This window comes from Paenibacillus sp. FSL H7-0940, from assembly GCF_037979415.1.
Taxonomy (GTDB): Bacteria; Bacillota; Bacilli; order Paenibacillales; family Paenibacillaceae; genus Paenibacillus; species Paenibacillus amylolyticus.
The window spans coordinates 1,269,378-1,288,116 of record NZ_CP150280.1; the positions used below are offsets into that span (position 1 = coordinate 1,269,378).

14 protein-coding genes and 1 other annotated feature are annotated in these 18,739 nt (G+C 46.2%); of the genes, 12 read left to right on the forward strand and 2 right to left on the reverse strand.

All coding sequences use genetic code 11. From position 1 onward, the window contains the following. The first annotated feature begins 111 nt into the window (after positions 1-111). The 8 genes from MHB71_RS05685 to MHB71_RS05720 all read left to right on the forward strand — a co-directional run bounded on the left by MHB71_RS05685 (position 112) and on the right by MHB71_RS05720 (position 12,896). Complete coding sequence (locus MHB71_RS05685) at positions 112-861, forward strand: pseudouridine synthase (protein ID WP_036607741.1); 750 nt, start codon at positions 112-114, stop codon at positions 859-861. 134 nt (positions 862-995) lie between these two features. After that, positions 996-1,523, forward strand: coding sequence for a redoxin family protein (locus tag MHB71_RS05690; RefSeq protein ID WP_036607739.1), 528 nt, complete (start codon positions 996-998; stop codon positions 1,521-1,523). Positions 1,524-1,537: 14 nt separating this feature from the next. Next, on the forward strand, positions 1,538-3,211 hold the full coding sequence (locus MHB71_RS05695; RefSeq protein WP_340029054.1) for a cytochrome c biogenesis protein ResB: 1,674 nt from the start codon (positions 1,538-1,540) through the stop codon (positions 3,209-3,211). Beyond that, positions 3,208-4,470: a cytochrome c biogenesis protein CcsA gene (gene ccsA / locus MHB71_RS05700; RefSeq protein WP_339186697.1), complete on the forward strand. Its 1,263-nt coding sequence runs from the start codon at positions 3,208-3,210 to the stop codon at positions 4,468-4,470. The genes MHB71_RS05695 and ccsA overlap by 4 nt, the downstream gene beginning before the upstream one ends. 139 nt (positions 4,471-4,609) lie before the next feature. Next, entirely contained in the window at positions 4,610-5,326 is a 717-nt protein-coding gene (locus MHB71_RS05705) for a response regulator transcription factor (protein WP_036607918.1), read from the forward strand. Then, a complete protein-coding gene (locus MHB71_RS05710; RefSeq protein ID WP_026080998.1) occupies positions 5,304-6,779 on the forward strand; it encodes an ATP-binding protein in 1,476 nt (491 codons plus the stop codon). Before MHB71_RS05705 ends, MHB71_RS05710 begins: the two co-directional genes overlap by 23 nt. A 194-nt stretch (positions 6,780-6,973) precedes the next feature. Further along, positions 6,974-11,257, forward strand: coding sequence for a collagen-like repeat preface domain-containing protein (locus MHB71_RS05715; protein ID WP_340029055.1), 4,284 nt, complete (start codon positions 6,974-6,976; stop codon positions 11,255-11,257). 316 nt (positions 11,258-11,573) lie between these two features. Beyond that, entirely contained in the window at positions 11,574-12,896 is a 1,323-nt protein-coding gene (locus tag MHB71_RS05720) for an IS4 family transposase (protein WP_340029056.1), read from the forward strand. 213 nt (positions 12,897-13,109) lie between these two features. Here the strand turns inward: MHB71_RS05720 and serA are convergent, their stop codons facing one another. Beyond that, complete coding sequence (serA, locus tag MHB71_RS05725; protein ID WP_047843574.1) at positions 13,110-14,705, reverse strand: phosphoglycerate dehydrogenase; 1,596 nt, start codon at positions 14,703-14,705, stop codon at positions 13,110-13,112. 199 nt (positions 14,706-14,904) lie between these two features. Then, positions 14,905-15,135: a binding site (T-box leader), on the reverse strand. Between the two features lie 335 nt (positions 15,136-15,470). On the opposite strand from serA, the gene MHB71_RS05730 reads away from it, so the two are divergent. From MHB71_RS05730 to MHB71_RS05740, 3 genes are read left to right on the forward strand one after another with little or no spacing between them, the layout of a single operon-like run. Beyond that, a complete protein-coding gene (locus tag MHB71_RS05730) occupies positions 15,471-16,064 on the forward strand; it encodes a type II CAAX endopeptidase family protein (RefSeq protein WP_036607728.1) in 594 nt (197 codons plus the stop codon). After that, positions 16,061-16,513 carry a hypothetical protein gene (locus tag MHB71_RS05735; RefSeq protein WP_017687671.1) on the forward strand — a complete coding sequence of 151 codons (453 nt, stop codon included), beginning with the start codon at positions 16,061-16,063 and terminating at the stop codon, positions 16,511-16,513. The genes MHB71_RS05730 and MHB71_RS05735 overlap by 4 nt, the downstream gene beginning before the upstream one ends. A 29-nt stretch (positions 16,514-16,542) precedes the next feature. Beyond that, positions 16,543-17,340 (forward strand): metallophosphoesterase, encoded by a 798-nt coding sequence (locus MHB71_RS05740; protein ID WP_340030129.1) that lies wholly within the window; start codon positions 16,543-16,545, stop codon positions 17,338-17,340. A 45-nt stretch (positions 17,341-17,385) separates the two neighbouring features. Here MHB71_RS05740 and MHB71_RS05745 read toward each other — a convergent pair whose 3' ends face one another. Next, positions 17,386-18,282, reverse strand: a complete 897-nt coding sequence (locus tag MHB71_RS05745; protein ID WP_340029057.1) for a polysaccharide deacetylase family protein — start codon at positions 18,280-18,282, stop codon at positions 17,386-17,388. 94 nt (positions 18,283-18,376) lie between these two features. On the opposite strand from MHB71_RS05745, the gene MHB71_RS05750 reads away from it, so the two are divergent. Continuing rightward, a complete protein-coding gene (locus MHB71_RS05750; protein WP_036607724.1) occupies positions 18,377-18,730 on the forward strand; it encodes a hypothetical protein in 354 nt (117 codons plus the stop codon). Positions 18,731-18,739: the final 9 nt, after the last annotated feature.

Genomic DNA, 18,739 nt, shown 5'->3' on the forward strand with positions numbered 1-18,739 from the left:
GGGAAGGTAGTCTAAAATGCATATTCGTGTCGCCAGTTTACAAAATCCTTGGATTATCCTTGTGATTTCCCTGCGTGATGGGTATCATTAGTGTGAGGTGACATGACAAACATGGAAAGATTACAAAAAATTATCGCACAGGCAGGCATTGCATCCCGCCGCAAGAGCGAGGAACTAATCCTGTCCGGCAAAGTAGAAGTTAACGGGGAGGTCGTAACCGAACTGGGTACAAAAGCGAACCCCGAAGAGGATATGATTACGGTTAATGGAAAACCGATCCGCAGTGAGAAAAAAGTGTACTTGATGTTGAACAAGCCAAAAGGCGTAATCACAAGTGCATCTGACCCGGAAGGTCGGAAAATTGTATCCGACTACCTGAAAGGTGTCAAGGAACGCGTATATCCTGTAGGTCGTCTGGATTATGACACAGAGGGCTTATTAATTCTCACCAATGATGGTGAGTTTGCACATTTGCTGACGCATCCGAAGCATCACGTACCCAAAACGTATCATGCAACGGTTAAAGGTGTGCCACATGGTACAGCTCTGGAGAAATTAAAGACAGGCATTATGCTGGATGACGGTATGACTGCTCCTGCAGAGGTAGAGTACAAAGATGTGGATACAGCGGCCAATGAGTCGGTCATTTCCATTACGATCTATGAAGGACGTAACCGTCAGGTTAGACGTATGTTCGAGGCAATCAATCATCCGGTAACCCGTCTGAAACGGATTTCGTTTGGTGGTATTTTGCTACAAAACCTGAAACGTGGTCTGACACGTCATCTGACCAAAGAGGAAGTCAACAACCTGATTACCCTCGCACAATCAGAGCCAGCCAAAAAAATGAAAAAAAGGTAATGTGAGGACACATAATTTTCATAAAACCGCCGCAGTTTTGTGACGAAATTCGCTATAATTGTTCATAGGATGTTCACAGTTGTCTTATACCAATAAGATGCGAATGCTACAGTCACTTAAAAGGGGAGCAGCACATGGGGAAATCAAGAAGAACGGTGCAAATCGTCATTTTGTTATTGATCCTGGTGTTGGGCGGATATGCGATTACCACATCGGTATCCGGCTCGAATGGCAAGCCAAAGGAAGGGGACAAATCTCCTTCTTTTGAACTGCTGGGCCTGGATGGTCAAGTTCATACGTCTGATGAGTACAAAGGAAAAGCGATGGTGATCAATTTCTGGGGCACATGGTGTGAACCTTGTGTTAAAGAAATGCCTGCACTTCAGGCGCAAGCTGACAAATGGAAGGACCAGGGAGTACAATTTGTCGGGATTAATGTTGGAGAAGACCAGATGACCGTGGATAATTTTGTACGGCAGGTTGGCGTTACGTTTCCAATCATGCTTGACCGGGACAAAAACTCGGTTCGTGATTTTGGGATCTCTCCCATGCCAACGACATTTTTTGTATCCGACACGGGCAAAATCTCTACCATTCATATCGGGCAACTTGATTTGGACACACTTGACGCTCAAATTTCGCAACTGGCGAAGCAGCCCTGACAGGAGGTCTATTCGTGTTCCAAAATACCAAATGTGAGTGCGGACACCAGAATCCGGTAGGCACTGTACTATGTGAAGCATGTGGGAAACCGCTGCTGGAGTCTGAAGCTAAATCGGATGAAGTGCTGGAAATGCGTTATGATGGCATGGCGCGCCGTTCACAGCGCAGTAATCCTAATATCATTGACCGCATATGGAACTTTTTTTCTTCCGTTAAAATTGCCGTCTATATGATTGTTTTTACGCTTGTAGGTTCTATGCTTGGCACGATCTATCCGCAAGAAAGTACATTTCTGAATATCGATCCCTCCGTGTACTACAAAGAAACATACGGTCAATTGGGTCATATCTATTATCTGTTGGGTTTATCCCATACATACGAATCCTGGTGGTTTATTCTACTGCTGGTGCTGATTGGGGCATCATTGGTGATATGCAGTCTGGATCGCGTCCTACCGCTCTACAAAGCACTGAATAAACAGAGAATACGTAAGCATACACAATTTTTGACAAGACAGCGTCTGGTGTACCAAGGTACCATCGAAGAGGCACCAGAAGACTGGATTAAGAAAGCGGTTACGCCCTTGAAAAAGAAAGGATACCGCGTGCACACCCAGGGGGATGCATTACTCGCCGAGAAACAGCGATTCAGTCGATGGGGCCCATATGTCATCCATATTGGACTCATTATATTTTTGCTGGCGGTGCTCGCACGAGGACTTCCTGGTCTGAATCTGGACGAGCATGTTGCTTTTCCTGAAGGGGAGATCAAAAAGATCCCGAATACATCGATGTATCTGCAAAATGAACAGTTTAATGTTGAATTCTACAGTGAGGAAGAAGTACCTGAGCAATTCCGTAACCTGAATAAGACCGTTCCAAAACTGTTCGAAACAAAAGTTGTTTTGTATGAATGTACAGCAGATTGTTCGGATCTCTCGAAGAAACCTCAGTTAGCTGAGGTAGCCAGACATGATGTACGCGTGAATCATCCATTGAATTATAACGGTCTGAAAGCATATCAGTTTGATTATGATCTAACACCCACCATTCGTTCCGTAACGCCTGATCTGGTCAATACAAAGACAGGTGAAGTATATGGGCCAATTAAGATCGATATGGTAGATACCCAAAGAACATTTGAAGCTGGTCCTTATAAGCTCACGGTAAAAGAAAAGTTTATGGACTTTGGATTGGATGAGAATGGTCAGCCCAAATCAAAATCACCTTCACCTAATGCACCTGCTTTTCTCTTTCTCATCAAGGGACCGGATCTGCCCGAAGAGGGGATACAATATCTGTACTTTGCGAAGCAGATTGATAAACAACGGTTTCAACAGGATGCAATTAACCAACAGCTGATTGGAGCTGAGATTCCTTTACAGCTGGAAGTAGACAGCATGGACAAGGTCGATATTATTCAGTCCGTAAGTTATCTCAATATAAGAGTGGATAAGGCAATGCCTTTTGTGTGGGTAGGAGCCGGTATTGTTATGTTGGGTCTGGTCATGGGTTTTTATTGGCATCATCGCCGCATCTGGATTCGTTTTGATGATAAACAGCTCACCTTGGGTGGACATACCAACAAAAACTGGTTTGGCTTCAGGCGTGAAGTTGCGACCGTCTTAAAACAGATGAATCTGGAAGTGGAAGAGAAGTCGTTGGATAACGGGGGGAATCAGGCATGAGTTTATTGGATTTCAGCAGCGACGCATTTATAGTATCTTTCTTTCTCTATTGTGCTGCATTCTTGTTATATGCTGTCGCGGTCATGGGAAAAAAATGGAGTAATCGTGATCCTCTGGACCATATGAATCGCTGGGGTAAAAGAGCTTTCATCGCTTCGACTGTCGCCTTGGCGGCACACATCGTATTTTTTGTAACCCGATGGGCTGGGGCAGGTCATATCCCGGTTAGTAACATGTATGAGTTCATGTCTTTTCTGTCCATGATGATTATGGTTGCATTTATTGTTGTATATGCCATATACCGCAAGTCATTACTGGGTTTGTTTGCGTTACCACTTACCATTATTATTATGGCGTACGCCGCTGTATTTCCTCAGGAGGTACAACCATTAATCCCAGCACTTCAGTCCATCTGGCTGAAAATTCACGTGACGTTGGCCGCGCTTGGTGAAGCATTCTTCGCCGTGGGTTTTGCCGCAGGGTTCATGTATTTGCTCCGTACTGTTGATTTCAGTGGTAAAGACAAGTCTTCAAGACGTCAACGAGGATGGGTTGAATTCACCCTGGTTACGATCGTTGTAGTCATCGGATTCATCGGAACGGTATTTGCCTTTCGTACAGCTGGTTACGAGGCGGTTTTTGTACAGAAAACGGTCAGCATTGACACAGAGGTACAGGAAAATAGTACAATAGAGAAAGTGATTTATCGCATGCCTCCGATTTTTGCACCATATAATAGCGAAGTGGAGAGCATGACACCGTTTCTTGGCATGAAAAAACCTTTACTTGAGACGCCTTCCTGGATGAACGGGGTAAATGCCGGGCGCAAGCTGAATACGGTGGTTTGGTCACTTATTGTTGGTCTGATCCTGTATGGAATTGTACGACTTCTTGTGCGCAGACCACTTGGACAAGCGTTACAACCAATGATGGATGGAATCGATGCCGATGATCTGGATGAGATAAGTTATCGCGCGATTGCCATTGGTTTTCCGATATTTACGCTGGGAGCATTAATTTTTGCCATGATCTGGGCTCAGATTGCCTGGAGTCGCTTTTGGGGTTGGGACCCCAAAGAGGTGTGGGCATTGATTACATGGCTATATTATAGTGTGTATCTGCATTTGCGTTTATCCAGAGGTTGGCAAGGTCAGAAGTCTGCATGGCTTGCAGTTCTTGGCTTCCTGGTGGTTATGTTTACGCTGGTTGGAGTGAATCTGATCATTGCCGGATTACATTCTTATGCTGGAGCTGACTAGGACAGACTCGTATTGCAGAGGTTGAGTTTAGAAGCGGGAAACACAAATGTACCTTTTTATTGAAGGGTATTCAAATATTGTTCGCCAGATCGAACATAATAGAAGTGATGAGGAGTTATTGCAAAGGGGCTGGAGAGGCATGGCTGAACATGAGAATCGAATACTGGTCGTGGATGACGAAGAGAGAATCCGCAGGCTTTTGAAAATGTATCTTGAAAAAGAAGGTTATGAAATCGATGAAGCTGAGGATGGGGAAACTGCACTGCGTAAAGCAACAGCAGGGGACTACGGGCTGATTTTGCTTGATGTGATGTTGCCGGGTATGGATGGAGTTGAAGTGTGTACCCGTCTTCGTCAGGTGAAATCAACGCCGGTTTTGATGCTCACTGCAAAAGGTGAAGAGATTAACCGGGTTCAAGGCTTCGAAGTTGGCGCTGATGATTATGTTGTAAAACCATTCAGCCCGCGTGAAGTGATTTATCGCGTCAAAGCGATTTTGCGTCGAGCTTCCGCGACAGCTTATCTCTCCAAGGAGAGCAATTCGAGTAACAACATCGTGTTCCCGCATCTGGTTATTGAGCATGATGCCCACCGGGTAACTGCTGGTGGCGAAGAGATTAGTCTTACACCAAAAGAATATGAATTGCTTCACTACCTGGCAACATCTCCCGACAAAGTTTTCTCCAGAGAAGAATTGCTCAAAGATGTATGGAATTACGAATTCTTTGGCGATCTTCGTACCGTGGATACGCACGTGAAGCGTCTTCGCGAGAAACTTAACAAGGTATCGCCTGAATCGGCGGCCATGATTACGACGGTGTGGGGTGTGGGTTATAAATTGGAAGTACCGAAGTAGTTTTAGTTTCTGGAGATCACTGGTCGGGAAGTTATGGATCACTATTATCTGCCTTGTGGGTTGTGTCCTTATAGCGCTGGGTCTTTTTTTGCTGCCCTACATTGATACGAACTTTGCAGAATCCGAATCCAGAGATATTAAGCGGTTGTTTACCTATATCTGTATTATCGGATTCAGTTTAACCACGTTTTTTGCATTGTTTCTATTCACTAAAATAACGCAGCCCATGCAGCAATTGATTCAGGCAGCCAATGCGATTCGCAAAGGGAACTACGGAACACGTCTCTCCCTGGTAACGAGTGATGAGATTGGTGAACTTGCCAACACATTTAATCATATGGCTGCCCAACTGGAAGATAATATTCGAAACCTTAACCATGAGAAGGAACATTTGGCGAGTGTGCTTCGCAGCATGACTGATGCTGTTGTTACATTTGATGGTGAAGGCAAAGTTATTCTGACGAATCCGCCTGGAGAGAAGATCATGCAGACATGGTATGATCTCGATTGGGCGAAAATGGACGAAGGACAAGAATCCGAGCAGTCTGACAAGACTTCGCGGGATGTACCTGAGCCCCTTCTTCCTTTGTTCAGAATGGTGATGGAGCAAGGCGGGGACCAGAACTCCAATGTTCACGTACAGCAAGGTGTCTGGTCTGTTCAGATGGCACCGTTGTACGCTGACAGTGTTGTCAGAGGGGCTGTGGCTGTTTTAAGAGATGTAACAGAAGAAGTGCGTCTGGAGAAAATGCGGCGTGATTTCGTGGCTAACGTATCTCATGAGATACGAACTCCGCTATCCATGATGCAAGGCTACAGTGAAGCCCTTTTGGACGGTATGGCAACCTCACCGGAAGAGAGCGAAGAACTGATCCAAGTCATTCATGATGAGTCTCTACGGATGGGCAGATTGGTTAAAGACTTGCTTGATCTTGCGCGGATGGAAGCTGGACACACGGACATGGTGATGAAGGAAGTTGACCTCGGAGAACTACTTGAACGTGTATATCGGAAGTTCTCTGTGCGTTCAAAAGAACAGGGAATTCAACTGCAATTTAAGTTCGAACAACCAACCATTGAACTTCAACAGGCAGATGAGGATCGACTTGAGCAAGTATTTACGAATCTGCTGGATAATGCGTTCAGACATACACCTACTGGCAAAAATGTAATGATCTCAGCCGAGCGGGTCACTTATCTTCGTGCTCCATTTGTCAGAGTTTCTGTGAAGGATCAGGGTGTAGGTATCCCTTCATCCGACTTGCCATTTATTTTCGAACGATTCTACAAAGCAGACAAGGCTCGTGTTCGGGGAGAAAGTGTAGGTACGGGGCTTGGTTTAGCGATTGTGAAAAATATTGTTGATGCGCATCAAGGCATGATTACCGTCAATAGTGTGCTTGGCGAAGGAACAGAGTTTATTTTGCAATTTCCTTTGGATTCATCGAAATAGCCTGAATTTCATACAAAAAGTGCGGAGACACCCTCTTATGGAGGGTGTTTTTTTGTTGAAGACTACCGTTTAATCTTGTTCAACGTGGAACAAGAATGGTCTTTTTTTGACTAAAAAGAGTGTCCAAGATAATTTTCCTTCCTATGTAACATAAGCTTGAAAAGCAGGCAAGATAGAGGAGGATTGAGTTAAGCATGTCCGATGATCGAAAAAGGGTCAATATTAAAGCTTTCCTGGAAGGCAGATCTTTTAGAGCAGGCTCTCCGTTTATTCCAATAACCACAAGCGAACTGGAGCAGTTTGAATCCATACTGCGTTCTTTGGCTGTGGCTATTCCTGCTGCAATTAGTCAGCCGACTTCAGCCAATATACTGTCATTACAGAATGGATTACGCCAGTTACTTACTTTTGTAAATCAATCCGGATTTCGTGCCGGAGTAAAGGCAGAATTACAAGCCGTATTGGAATTAACGATTGCAGGTTCAGAGGTTGTTCCTGTTCCTCTTATTAATCTCGCAGGTAACTTGCAAAACTTACTGGATGACTTGTTAAGTGTGACGCTGCTTCTGGAAGTACCACCTGCAGAAAAAGATAAACTTGTGGGATTAATTCGATCGATCTCCATATCGCTTAGCCGTGCGACGACAACTCTTGGAACTGGAGGGATTACCGGACCAGCCGGCCCACAGGGAGTGCCAGGAGTCCCGGGGGTACCAGGTGTCCCAGGAGTCCCTGGGGTAAAAGGGGCTACTGGCACACCAGGAGGAATTGGACCAGTAGGACCGGTTGGCCCAGTTGGTCCACAGGGAGCACAGGGTCCGGCAGGAGCACCTGGTGTGGGTTTGAACAATATTACTGCATTTGATCCTGCACTGGGACCAACTTATGCTCAAGGTCAAGTAGTAAGCTACGAGGGTAGTCTTTATGTTGCTAATGTAAATGGCCCCTTGGGTACACCCGGAAGTTCTCCATACTACACTCTTTTGCTGTCGGGTGGGACGACTGGAGCAACGGGAGCAACCGGAGCTGGTTTGACAGGAGCCGTGGCATTTAATCCAGCGCTCGCCCCGGGTTATCCAGCAGGTCAAGTCATTACGTATAACGGTAGTACTTACATTACGAGTGTAGCTGGTCCTCTAGGAACACCAGGATCTTCATCGGATTACACATTAATCGCTGCTGCGGGGGCGACTGGTGCAACTGGAGCCACAGGTGCAGGATTAAGTGGCATCGTGCCATTCGATCCCGCATTAGCCCCAACATATCCAGCTGGACAGATCGTCACGTTTGGTGGCAGTACTTATATTACAAATGTCGCTTCGCCAACGGGTACGCCAGGAAGTTCTCCAGATTATACGCTGTTAGCAGGATCAGGAGTTACAGGTGTGACCGGAGCTACGGGCATCGGTCTCAATGGTGCGGTTCCGTTTGACCCTGCAGTAGCTCCAACATACCCAGCCGGCCAGGTCGTTACCTTTAATGGCAGCACGTATATAACGACTGTGGCTTCTCCTATGGGTACGCCAGGTACTTCGCCAGACTATACATTGCTTTCAGGTGCAGGACCTACAGGAGCCACAGGTGCATCAGGTGTAACGGGAGCAACAGGCTTAGGTTTAAGTGGTATCGTGCCATTCGATCCAGCGGTAGCCCCAACGTATCCAGTGGGTCAGGTTGTAACGTTTAACGGCAGTACGTATATAACTAATGTCGCGTCACCAACCGGAACGCCGGGGACTTCACCGGATTACACATTGCTTGCGGGCGCAGGAGCAACGGGAGTTACAGGAGCAACCGGCATTGGTGGAACGGGAAGTACCGGAGCTACAGGAGCATCGGGCGTAACAGGAGCGACTGGTGTGACCGGTGCAACTGGCGTTGGAGTAACTGGAAGTACCGGAGTCACAGGGGCATCAGGAGTAACGGGAGCGACAGGTGTAGGTTTAAGTGGTATCGTGCCATTCGATCCAACCGTAGCCCCGACGTATCCAGCGGGTCAAGTCGTAACGTTTAACGGCAGTACGTATATTGCAAATGTGGCATCACCAACCGGAACGCCGGGGACTTCACCAGATTACACGTTGATTGCTGGCGCAGGAGCAACGGGAGTGACAGGAGCAACCGGCATTGGTGGAACGGGAAGTACCGGAGCTACAGGAGCATCGGGCGTAACAGGAGCGACTGGTGTAGGTTTAAGTGGTATTGTACCATTCGATCCAGCCGTAGCCCCGACGTATCCAGCGGGTCAGGTTGTAACGTTCAATGGCAGTACGTATATTGCAAATGTAGCATCACCAACCGGAACGCCGGGGACTTCACCAGATTACACGTTGATCGCTGGAGCAGGAGCGACAGGTGTGACCGGTGCAACTGGAGTTGGAGTGACAGGAAGTACTGGTGAAACAGGAGCGACTGGTGTTACAGGGTTAACCGGGACGACTGGAATTACAGGAGCCACGGGACTAAGCGTAACGGGATCAACAGGAATAACTGGAGGAACCGGGGCAACTGGTGAAACAGGAGCGACTGGTCTCACAGGGTTGACTGGGGCGACGGGAATTACAGGAGCCACGGGATTAAGCGTAACAGGAGAAACTGGAGGAACTGGGGCAACTGGTGAAACAGGAGCGACCGGTGTTGCAGGGTTGACTGGGGCGACGGGAATTACAGGAGCCACGGGATTAAGCATAACAGGAGTAACTGGAGGAACTGGGGCAACTGGTGAAACAGGAGCGACTGGTGTTGCAGGGTTGACTGGGGCGACGGGAATTACAGGAGCCACAGGAGTAAGTGTAACAGGTAGTACTGGTGCTACAGGGGAAACAGGAGCAACAGGCGTAACGGGATTGACTGGCGCAACTGGAGTAAGCGTAACAGGTGTGACCGGTGCAACTGGAGTTGGAGTGACCGGAAGTACTGGTGAAACAGGAGGGACTGGTGTTACAGGGTTAACCGGGACGACTGGAATTACAGGAGCCACGGGACTAAGCGTAACGGGTTCAACAGGAGTAACTGGAGGAACCGGGACAACTGGTGAAACAGGAGCGACCGGTGTTGCAGGGTTGACTGGGGCGACGGGGATAACAGGAGCCACAGGAGTAAGTGTAACAGGTAGTACTGGTGCTACAGGGGAAACAGGAGTAACAGGCGTAACGGGATTGACTGGCGCAACTGGAGTAAGCGTAACAGGTGTGACCGGTGCAACTGGAGTTGGAGTGACCGGAAGTACTGGTGAAACAGGAGGGACTGGTGTTACAGGGTTAACCGGGACGACTGGAATTACAGGAGCCACGGGACTAAGCGTAACGGGATCAACAGGAGTAACTGGAGTGACCGGAAGTACTGGTGAAACAGGAGCGACTGGTGTTGCAGGGTTGACTGGGGCGACGGGAATTACAGGAGCCACAGGAGTAAGCGTAACAGGTATAACAGGAGCAACGGGAGCAGGTGTAACGGGAAGTACTGGAGTTACTGGTGCGACTGGTGAAACCGGAGCAACAGGTATATCGGGAGCCACGGGAGTCGGCGTAACGGGAAGTACCGGAGCAACTGGTGTTACGGGGGAAACAGGAGCTACAGGTATAACGGGAGCCACGGGAATCAGCGTAACGGGGAGCACCGGAGCCACAGGTATAACAGGAGCAACTGGAGCCGGCGTAACGGGAAGTACCGGGGCAACTGGTGTTACGGGGGAAACAGGAGCCACAGGTATAACAGGAGCAACGGGAGTCGGCGTAACGGGAAGTACTGGAGTAACTGGTGTCACTGGTGAAACAGGAGCGACAGGTATAACAGGAGCAACGGGAGTCGGCGTAACGGGAAGTACCGGGGCAACTGGTGCGACTGGGGGAACAGGAACCACAGGTATAACAGGAGCAACGGGAGTCGGCGTAACGGGAAGTACAGGAGTTACTGGTGCGACGGGGGAAACCGGAGTCACAGGTATAACGGGAGCAACAGGAGTCGGCATAACGGGAAGTACCGGAGCAACAGGCGCGACTGGGGGAACAGGAGCCACGGGAGTCGGCGTAACCGGAAGTACAGGAGTTACCGGAGCAACAGGTGCAACCGGAACATCTGTAACATCTAACTCGGCTTTTGCTGAGAACACTAATGGTACGATTGTTGTAATATTGGGTGGTACACTCGTTCCATTACCGAATAACCAAAATATTGGCACAGGTATAACCGTCAATGGGACAAATGACACCTTCACACTGACCAACGCAGGTCGCTACTATATCTCATACAAAATAAATCTGACAGCTGCACTTGCTATCCAATCTCGGGTTTTACTTAACGGCGCAGCAATTCCAGCGAGTGTAGTATCTCCAGTACTTTCTCTCAGTCAGCTGCAGTCTGACTTTATGGTTACCGTTACCGCTGGTTCTACAATACAGTTACAATTATTCGGGCTTGTTGGCGCAGCCGTTCTGTCTCCTCCGGGGTCTACACTAAACATTATTCAGTTAAGTTAATAGTTCGATTACGTATTAAGACTATTTCTCAGTGAGCAAAAGAAGCGGAGTTCATATGGGGTTGATGGGCACCCCTTTTCCAATTCCAAAAATATTTTGTTTGCAAACTTCTTCACCGATATTTCAGCGAGTACATGAAAAAAGACGGGAACCACTAGGGCAATGTCATTAAGATAAGGAACAGGACCAAAAATCAATAAAAAGAGCAGGTTATCGAAAAGATAGCCTGCTCTTTTTTGTGTGAAATAAGAAAAAAGACTTGACAAGCAGGTGAAAAGGTGTGGCGAAGCCCTTGAAAAACGAGGGGGTTACGCCAATGAATGAATATGCGAATTCGCTAAAAGAAAAACTGACCTCCCTCATACGAGAAATGTCAGTTGTACCAGCACCTTATGTCAAAAATCCTGAAAAAGATTTTACCCGTAAGAAAAAGTTACCCTTTGAAACGGTTATGCAACTACTGATCTTTATGGGCGGAAACAGTTTATACAAGGAACTCTTGGAATCACAGGGCTATGATGTAAATACGGCCACTTCTTCTGCTTTTGTCCAACAGAGAAATAAAATTTTGCCGTCTGCCATGGCACATTTGTTTCAAGAATTTACGCAATCGTATACGGATTTCAAGAACTACCGAGGGTATCGGTTACTCGCCATTGACGGTTCGGATTTGCATTTCGCCACTGACCCTGCGGATACCGACACCTATTTTCAAAGTCAACCGGAAGCAAGAGGCTATAATCTGCTGCATTTAAACGCCACCTATGACCTTTGCAACAGACTTTACGTGGATGCGATTGTTCAACCGCGAAGATTAAGTAATGAGAGAAAAGCGTTAGGGGATATGGTTGACCGTTCCTGCATCGAGGGAAAAACCATTGTCATTGCCGATCGAGGTTATGAAAGTTACAACAATTTCGCACATATTGAACGCAAAGGGTGGAGCTATGTCATTCGAGTAAAAGATCTGGCCTCCAGTGGTATTCTCTCGGGCTTGCGTTTACCCGATAGCGGTTCGTTTGATCAGGAGGTTCATCTAGTGCTTACTAAAAAACAAACCAAAGAGATCAAAGCTCATCCCGAAATGTACAAGTTCATCCCTTCTAAGTCTACCTTTGATTTCTTAGATTTGAAGGAGCATCTGTACTACCCCATATCTTTTCGAGTCGTTCGGTTTGTCCTGCCGGATGGCGCTTATGAGACCGTTATTACGAATTTATCTGACGCAGATTTTCCACCCGATGAACTCAGGTCCATCTATAACATGCGGTGGGGAATTGAAACCTCGTTCAGGGCATTAAAATACACCGTCGGTCTGACCCATTTTCACGCAAAGAGACGAGAGTCCGTCATCCAAGAGATTTTTGCAAGAATGATCATGTACAATTTTGCAGAAATGATGACCTCGCACGTCGTCATTTCCCAAAAAGCTAAACAGTACCACTACCAAGTCAACTTCACGGTTGCCGTTCATGTTTGTAGACATTTCCTGCGCTCAAGAGACGATGACCCCCCGCCCGATGTTGAAGCACTGATTCGCAAAAACGTTTTGCCGATTCGACCCATTCGACCAGGGCAGCAGAATACGCGCAAAATACGTTATAAATCATCGGTTAGCTTCGTCTACAGAGTAGCATAAACTCGGTTCGTATGAACACTTTTTAAGCGGATCATCCATCCGTTTGTTTGCTGTACGCTTTTTTCCTTGCATACACAAAAAAACAAACGACACGGGACTTTTTCCCATGCCGTTTCAGATTTCATTTGATTCTCAGTTTTATCTTTGAGCTAAACTTAATGACATTGACCACTAGGGTCCCGTCTTTCCTTTTACATATAGAAATAAGTTTAATTATTCCAGAACAATTTCAACAGCAGTATTGATTTCAGGCAACGCAGCAAGCTGCACAAGAACATCTTTTGGAACAGCTTTATCTACGGTCAGAATCATGATCGCTGCACCACCAATAATTTTACGTCCAACCTGCATGGATGCGATGTTGACATCGTTTTGTCCAAGCAGGGTTCCTACACGTCCGATAATACCTGGTTTATCGTTGTGGGAGATCAAAATTTGATGACTTTCCGGAGCGATATCTACCGGGAATTTGTCCAGACGAACAATACGTTCTCCATAACCTGCAAGCAATGTACCTGCTACACGACGTTCCTCAGCATCCTGAGTTGTAACCAATGTTACGGTAATCAGGTTAGTAAATCCTTTAGTTGTTGAGGTTTGGCTTACAACCACATTCAGATCACGGATTTTGGCCAGATGCATGGAGTTAACGATGTTGGCTTCCCCACCCAAATGTCTGGCGAGAATCCCTTTCACAATGTAACGAGTGAGAGGAGAAGTATCTACTTCAGAAAGTTCACCAGCATAGTCGATCCGAATCTCTTGCACTGCATTTTGTGTAATCTGTGCTGCAAAACTACCCAACGTTTCACCCAGTTTGAAATACGGCTGCAATTTGTTCATCACAGTTGGTGCAACAGCCGGCATGTTAACTGCGTTTTTAAACGGTTCATTGCGCAAAATGTGAAGCACCTGTTCCGACACATCGATAGCCACGTTCTCTTGTGCTTCTACTGTGGACGCACCAAGGTGAGGCGTAACGATAATGCTTGGGTGATTCAGGAACGGGTGATCAGCGGCTGGCGGCTCGCTTTCGAATACGTCAAATGCTGCACCAGCAACAATACCTTGATCAATGGCTTCGACAAGTGCCATCTCGTCAACTACACCACCACGAGCACAGTTAATGATACGCATGCCTTTTTTCATCACTTCGAATTGTGGACGTGAGATCATATGCCGTGTTTCCGGTGTTAATGGTGTGTGAACGGTCATGAAGTCCGCATTGCGAATGATATCATCTACACTAGCCAGCTTCACTTGCAGCTTCTCGGCACGCTCCTCCGTGAGGAACGGGTCGTAAGCAAGAATGTCCATTCCGAATGCTTTGGCGCGCTTGGCAACTTCACTACCGATCCGTCCCATACCCAGTACACCGAGCGTTTTATTTCTTAATTCCACACCCAGGAAGGTTTTACGATCCCACGTACCCTGAATAGTCTTGGCATATGCCTGAGGAATGTGTCGTGCCAATGCCATCATCATGGCAAACGTGTGCTCACAGGTTGTGATGGTATTGCCATCAGGTGCATTAATAACGATGATACCGCGCTGTGTAGCAGCTTCCAGATCAATGTTATCTACACCAACCCCTGCACGTCCGATCACCTTAAGGTTGGTACCAGCCGTCATAATACGATCTGTAACACGAGTCTGGCTACGAACCAAGAGGGCATCATAATCACCAATAATGGCAACAAGTTCATCTTCACTAAGACCGGTTTTCTTCTCAACAACAACATCATTTGCATCCACCAGTTGCTGGATCCCCAGATCACTGATTGGGTCCGACACTAACACTTTGTACATGGTTTCTTCCTCCTTAGGTATGTGTATCTATATCGTCAAGGTCTGACCTCAGCGAAGAGGTATTCCTTAAAACCAGGTTGATTCTTCCGCCCAACAACGCGGTGTCGCAACAGAGGGGGAAGGTGAAGCAAATAGAGTGATCCCACAGATATCCTTTAAAATAAATCAAAAAACTCTCAATCCACATACTGCTTGCGCAATAAGGGACGAGAGTTGTCGTGGTACCACCCTAATTCACCGCCGTTTCGCAACGACAGTCTTAGCGGTCAATGAAGACCGAAGAGGATAACGGGTCTAAACCGATTGCACCTACTCCAATTTCAATGCAATAACTCAGGAGCGCTCAAGACCATTTGCCTGCCACCGATTCACACCTACCATCGGCTCTCTGTAAGACGAAGCAACGTCTTTTTTCCATCATCGTGTTTAACGTGACTAATTTTTTCATAATGTATCATGGCTGACATGAGCATGTCAATAGGCTTAAATGTTTTAAAATGTTTTGCAGATGTCTTTAGATTCACACATAAACAGAGTCACCATAAGTAATACAATAGTTAATATACCTACCACAAGAAGATGGAAAGTAAGCTGTTTGGTGAACTGAATTTTACTGCTTTAATGAAGTAATGGCACGGACATATAACCAGGACTTGGGGCAGGTCTTGAACCTAATTGGTTTTTTGGCTATCATTTAGTATACTATCCGATTGGACAACGTAATTATTATCCATCAAATTTAACTCAAGAGGACAGACGCATCCGATGAAAAAATTCAAGTTTCCCAAGTTCAAGATTCAGAAGGCTGAGCCACAGCAGCTTACCGAGCGTTTGCTTTTAATTAATCTATACTTTACACAAGGTCTGACACTGATTATCGGAGTTGTATGGATCTTATTGCAGAAACGAAACTTGTTAGATGTACTCGCATGGCCTGACAATTACCAATTTATATGGTGGGGTCTTGGTCTTGCAGGAATAATGCTTGTTATGGACTTGGTACTGTCGTATGTTATACCTCAGGAAAGCATGGATGACGGTGGAATTAACGAGATGTTGTTCCGTGGGCGTCCGATCTGGCACATTGTATGTATAGCAGCCATTGTTGCTGTGTGTGAGGAATTATTATTCCGTGGAGCCATCCAACATGCCATCGGTCCTTACTGGACAAGTATTTTATTTGCAGTTATCCATATTCGTTATTTGCGCCACTGGATTCCAACAGGCTGGGTGTTTGTCTCAAGTTATGGATTGGGTTGGATTTACTTGCAGTCCGGCACATTATGGGCGCCTATATTATGTCACTTTATAATTGATTTGGTGTCCGGATTAGCGATACGTTTTCGGAGGGGATCATGAATCAGCCATTAAGTAGAATGAAGACATATGGCAGTCAGCGCCATCGTCAATCGGATAAAAAAGAGAAATCCGAGCGTCAGGTGGCTTCTCAAGTAAGCATCGTTGCTGAAACGGCAGCAGCTGCTGAGGTTGGCGGAATCACACCAATTACTTCCGTTTCTTTACCTAGATCACAGCGCAAGCCCTATACAGAAAAACTGGAAAGTCCAGTACTTCCTCAAAGGGCACCATCACGCTCCAAAAAAACGCCAAATTCAACGGAAGAATCGATCCCCGAAGCGGGTTCGCTTCCTACACGGACAGAATTACATCCTTCACGTCGGTTAAAATTGAGCAAGAGGTTTGTTAATTCACTCATTTTTATTTTTGTCATGTTAACGATTAGTCTGGTTTGGTGGGGGGTTGAAGGGGCACCCGCTCTCAATACGTTCCTTCCCTTGCCGTGGTAATGCTTTTACTCGCAGGTTTAATCATTTTGATGGGAGTTTTACTGCTTTTTCATATGTGGCGTGAAGCCCATATTCATCTAATGATTGAAGAAGAGGTTGAAGTGCCTCATCTGCCAACATCCTTTGACGGGGCTAAGATTTTGTATGTATCCGACACGCACAAGCGCAAGCTGAAGCAGAAGAATCTGGCAAACATTAAAAACAAAGTGGACTGGGTTCTCATCGGTGGGGATGTTGCGGAAAAAGGAATCTCATGGTCTTTAGTTAGACATAACATGAAAATTTTATCGAACATTGCTCCTTCATTTACGGTGTATGGCAACCATGACAAGAGGGCTGGTACCGCTCAACTTGCGCGAATCCTTCGGGAATCGGACGTTAGGCTCCTGCAGGATAATGTAGAATATCTGCAAAGGGGCAACGACAGATTGAGCCTGATCGGCATAGACTATCGTTCCAAACAGGGCGATGTATTACTACAGCAGATCAGTAACCGTTTTTGCAAAATTGCTATCGTTCATGATCCTTTGCAGGCCCTTCGCTTGGAAGAAAATGCAGATCTTATTTTAAGCGGTCATACACATGGCGGACAATTGGTTTTGCCATTTTTCGGACCTGTGTTCCTGAGCAAAGCGTATCGTCCGGTATCGAACGGGTGGTACTCCCTGAAGCGAAGTCCGGAGGACATTCACCAAGAAGGCAAAATGCTTGTTAGCAGAGGATACGGTACAAATCATCTTCCTCTCCGACTAAGTTGTCCTGCGGAGATGCATATCATCACGTTAAGAGTGCCCGCGGAAAAAGCACTCACAGAGAAACAGCCTTGATCCAATGGATCAGGGCTGTTTTATTTTAATGCGCAAAATTACAATCTAACGAGCTTCCAATTCAATTGCACGCGGATCAACAAAGGAATAACCTTTCTTTTCGAGCTTGGTCAGCAACTCATCCAATGCTTCAACCGTCCATGGCAACTCATGCATCAAGATATTGCTTCCGGGATTTAACTGGTCCAGTACATTTTGAATGACTTTTTCCGGTTTGTCTTTGGTGCTTTTATCCCAATCGAGCGAACCATTAGACCAAGTCATATATAACATGCCATTTTTCTTCACAGCAGCCTTCAGAGCATCATTTCCCGAACCAAAAGGTGGACGGAAGAATTGCGGTTCCTCACCAATGGTATCCTTCACTATTTTTTGGACATCTGTAACCTGTTTTGCCGCCTCAGCGTTGGACATTTTTTTGAGATCCTCATGATCCCAGGCATGATTGCCTACAATCTGACCCCGTTCATGTATGAGTTTGAGTAATTCCGGATGGCTTTTCACCCGATATCCATTGACGAAAAAAATCGCTTTAGCGTTATGTTTATCTAAAGTGTCGATCAGTGAAGTAATCATTTTTTCTTCTTTGGGTCCATCATCAAAAGTTAACAAGACCACTTTGCTTGGGCTCGCTTCATCGTTTGGTTTAATATAATAATTTTCATTCATATGATACGTCTTTTCCACTTTCTCTTCTGTAGAAACCTTCTCCGAAGATTCAGGTTCTTCTTCTGTCGCAGTTGAATCTTTCGTTGAAGACTCGGGCACACCAGTTCCGGGTTCTCCTGTTTCAGTTGGGTTAGAGTTACCTTGCTCTTCTTGAACCGTGGTAGTTGATTCGCCCGCTGGTGTGGAATTATCAGATGTTTTTTCTTCCGCTGTCCCACAAGCTGACAACAGCAAACTTGCAGCAATGATCAATGCGGCGGTATGTCTAAACATGATTTCAACTCGCTTTCCTGTAATTATACGGAATGAGATCGCTCACTACCGCAAACACTAAATATGATTTTAACACTTGAAGGAGGTTGGTGTAATGAAGGCTTCATCCTTTTTTTGGGGCATTGTCATTGGTGTTGCAGCCAGTTCATGGCTGTCCAAAGGCAAATTGCCCATGATGTCATCGGGTTCATCAAGAAATATGATGGATCAGGCAAAACATAAGATGATGGAAATGACTTTCCCGGGTATGGACGGGTTCACAAGTAAGCAAAATCAACATGGTGAATCCCACAAAAATCCGGCAGCAAAGACCGCAAGAGCAATCACACCGCAGGAAAAAGAAGCGAATATGAGCATGCTCAAAGATTTTATTCGCACCAATCCCGATGTGAAGCATGAAGTTGAGCAAATTTTAAGCCAAACAAACACAACAGTACCGGGTTTATAAACCAAAACC

What these genes read in the sequence shown, in the direction of transcription:
- MHB71_RS05685 (WP_036607741.1), top strand. Translation starts at nt 112, where the DNA reads ATGGAAAGATTACAAAAAATTATCGCACAGGCAGGCATTGCATCCCGC.
- MHB71_RS05690 (WP_036607739.1), top strand. Translation starts at nt 996, where the DNA reads ATGGGGAAATCAAGAAGAACGGTGCAAATCGTCATTTTGTTATTGATC.
- ccsA (WP_339186697.1), top strand. Translation starts at nt 3,208, where the DNA reads ATGAGTTTATTGGATTTCAGCAGCGACGCATTTATAGTATCTTTCTTT.
- MHB71_RS05705 (WP_036607918.1), top strand. Translation starts at nt 4,610, where the DNA reads ATGGCTGAACATGAGAATCGAATACTGGTCGTGGATGACGAAGAGAGA.
- MHB71_RS05715 (WP_340029055.1), top strand. Translation starts at nt 6,974, where the DNA reads ATGTCCGATGATCGAAAAAGGGTCAATATTAAAGCTTTCCTGGAAGGC.
- MHB71_RS05720 (WP_340029056.1), top strand. Translation starts at nt 11,574, where the DNA reads ATGAATGAATATGCGAATTCGCTAAAAGAAAAACTGACCTCCCTCATA.
- serA (WP_047843574.1), bottom strand. Translation starts at nt 14,705, where the DNA reads ATGTACAAAGTGTTAGTGTCGGACCCAATCAGTGATCTGGGGATCCAG.
- MHB71_RS05730 (WP_036607728.1), top strand. Translation starts at nt 15,471, where the DNA reads ATGAAAAAATTCAAGTTTCCCAAGTTCAAGATTCAGAAGGCTGAGCCA.
- MHB71_RS05735 (WP_017687671.1), top strand. Translation starts at nt 16,061, where the DNA reads ATGAATCAGCCATTAAGTAGAATGAAGACATATGGCAGTCAGCGCCAT.
- MHB71_RS05740 (WP_340030129.1), top strand. Translation starts at nt 16,543, where the DNA reads ATGGGAGTTTTACTGCTTTTTCATATGTGGCGTGAAGCCCATATTCAT.
- MHB71_RS05745 (WP_340029057.1), bottom strand. Translation starts at nt 18,282, where the DNA reads ATGTTTAGACATACCGCCGCATTGATCATTGCTGCAAGTTTGCTGTTG.
- MHB71_RS05750 (WP_036607724.1), top strand. Translation starts at nt 18,377, where the DNA reads ATGAAGGCTTCATCCTTTTTTTGGGGCATTGTCATTGGTGTTGCAGCC.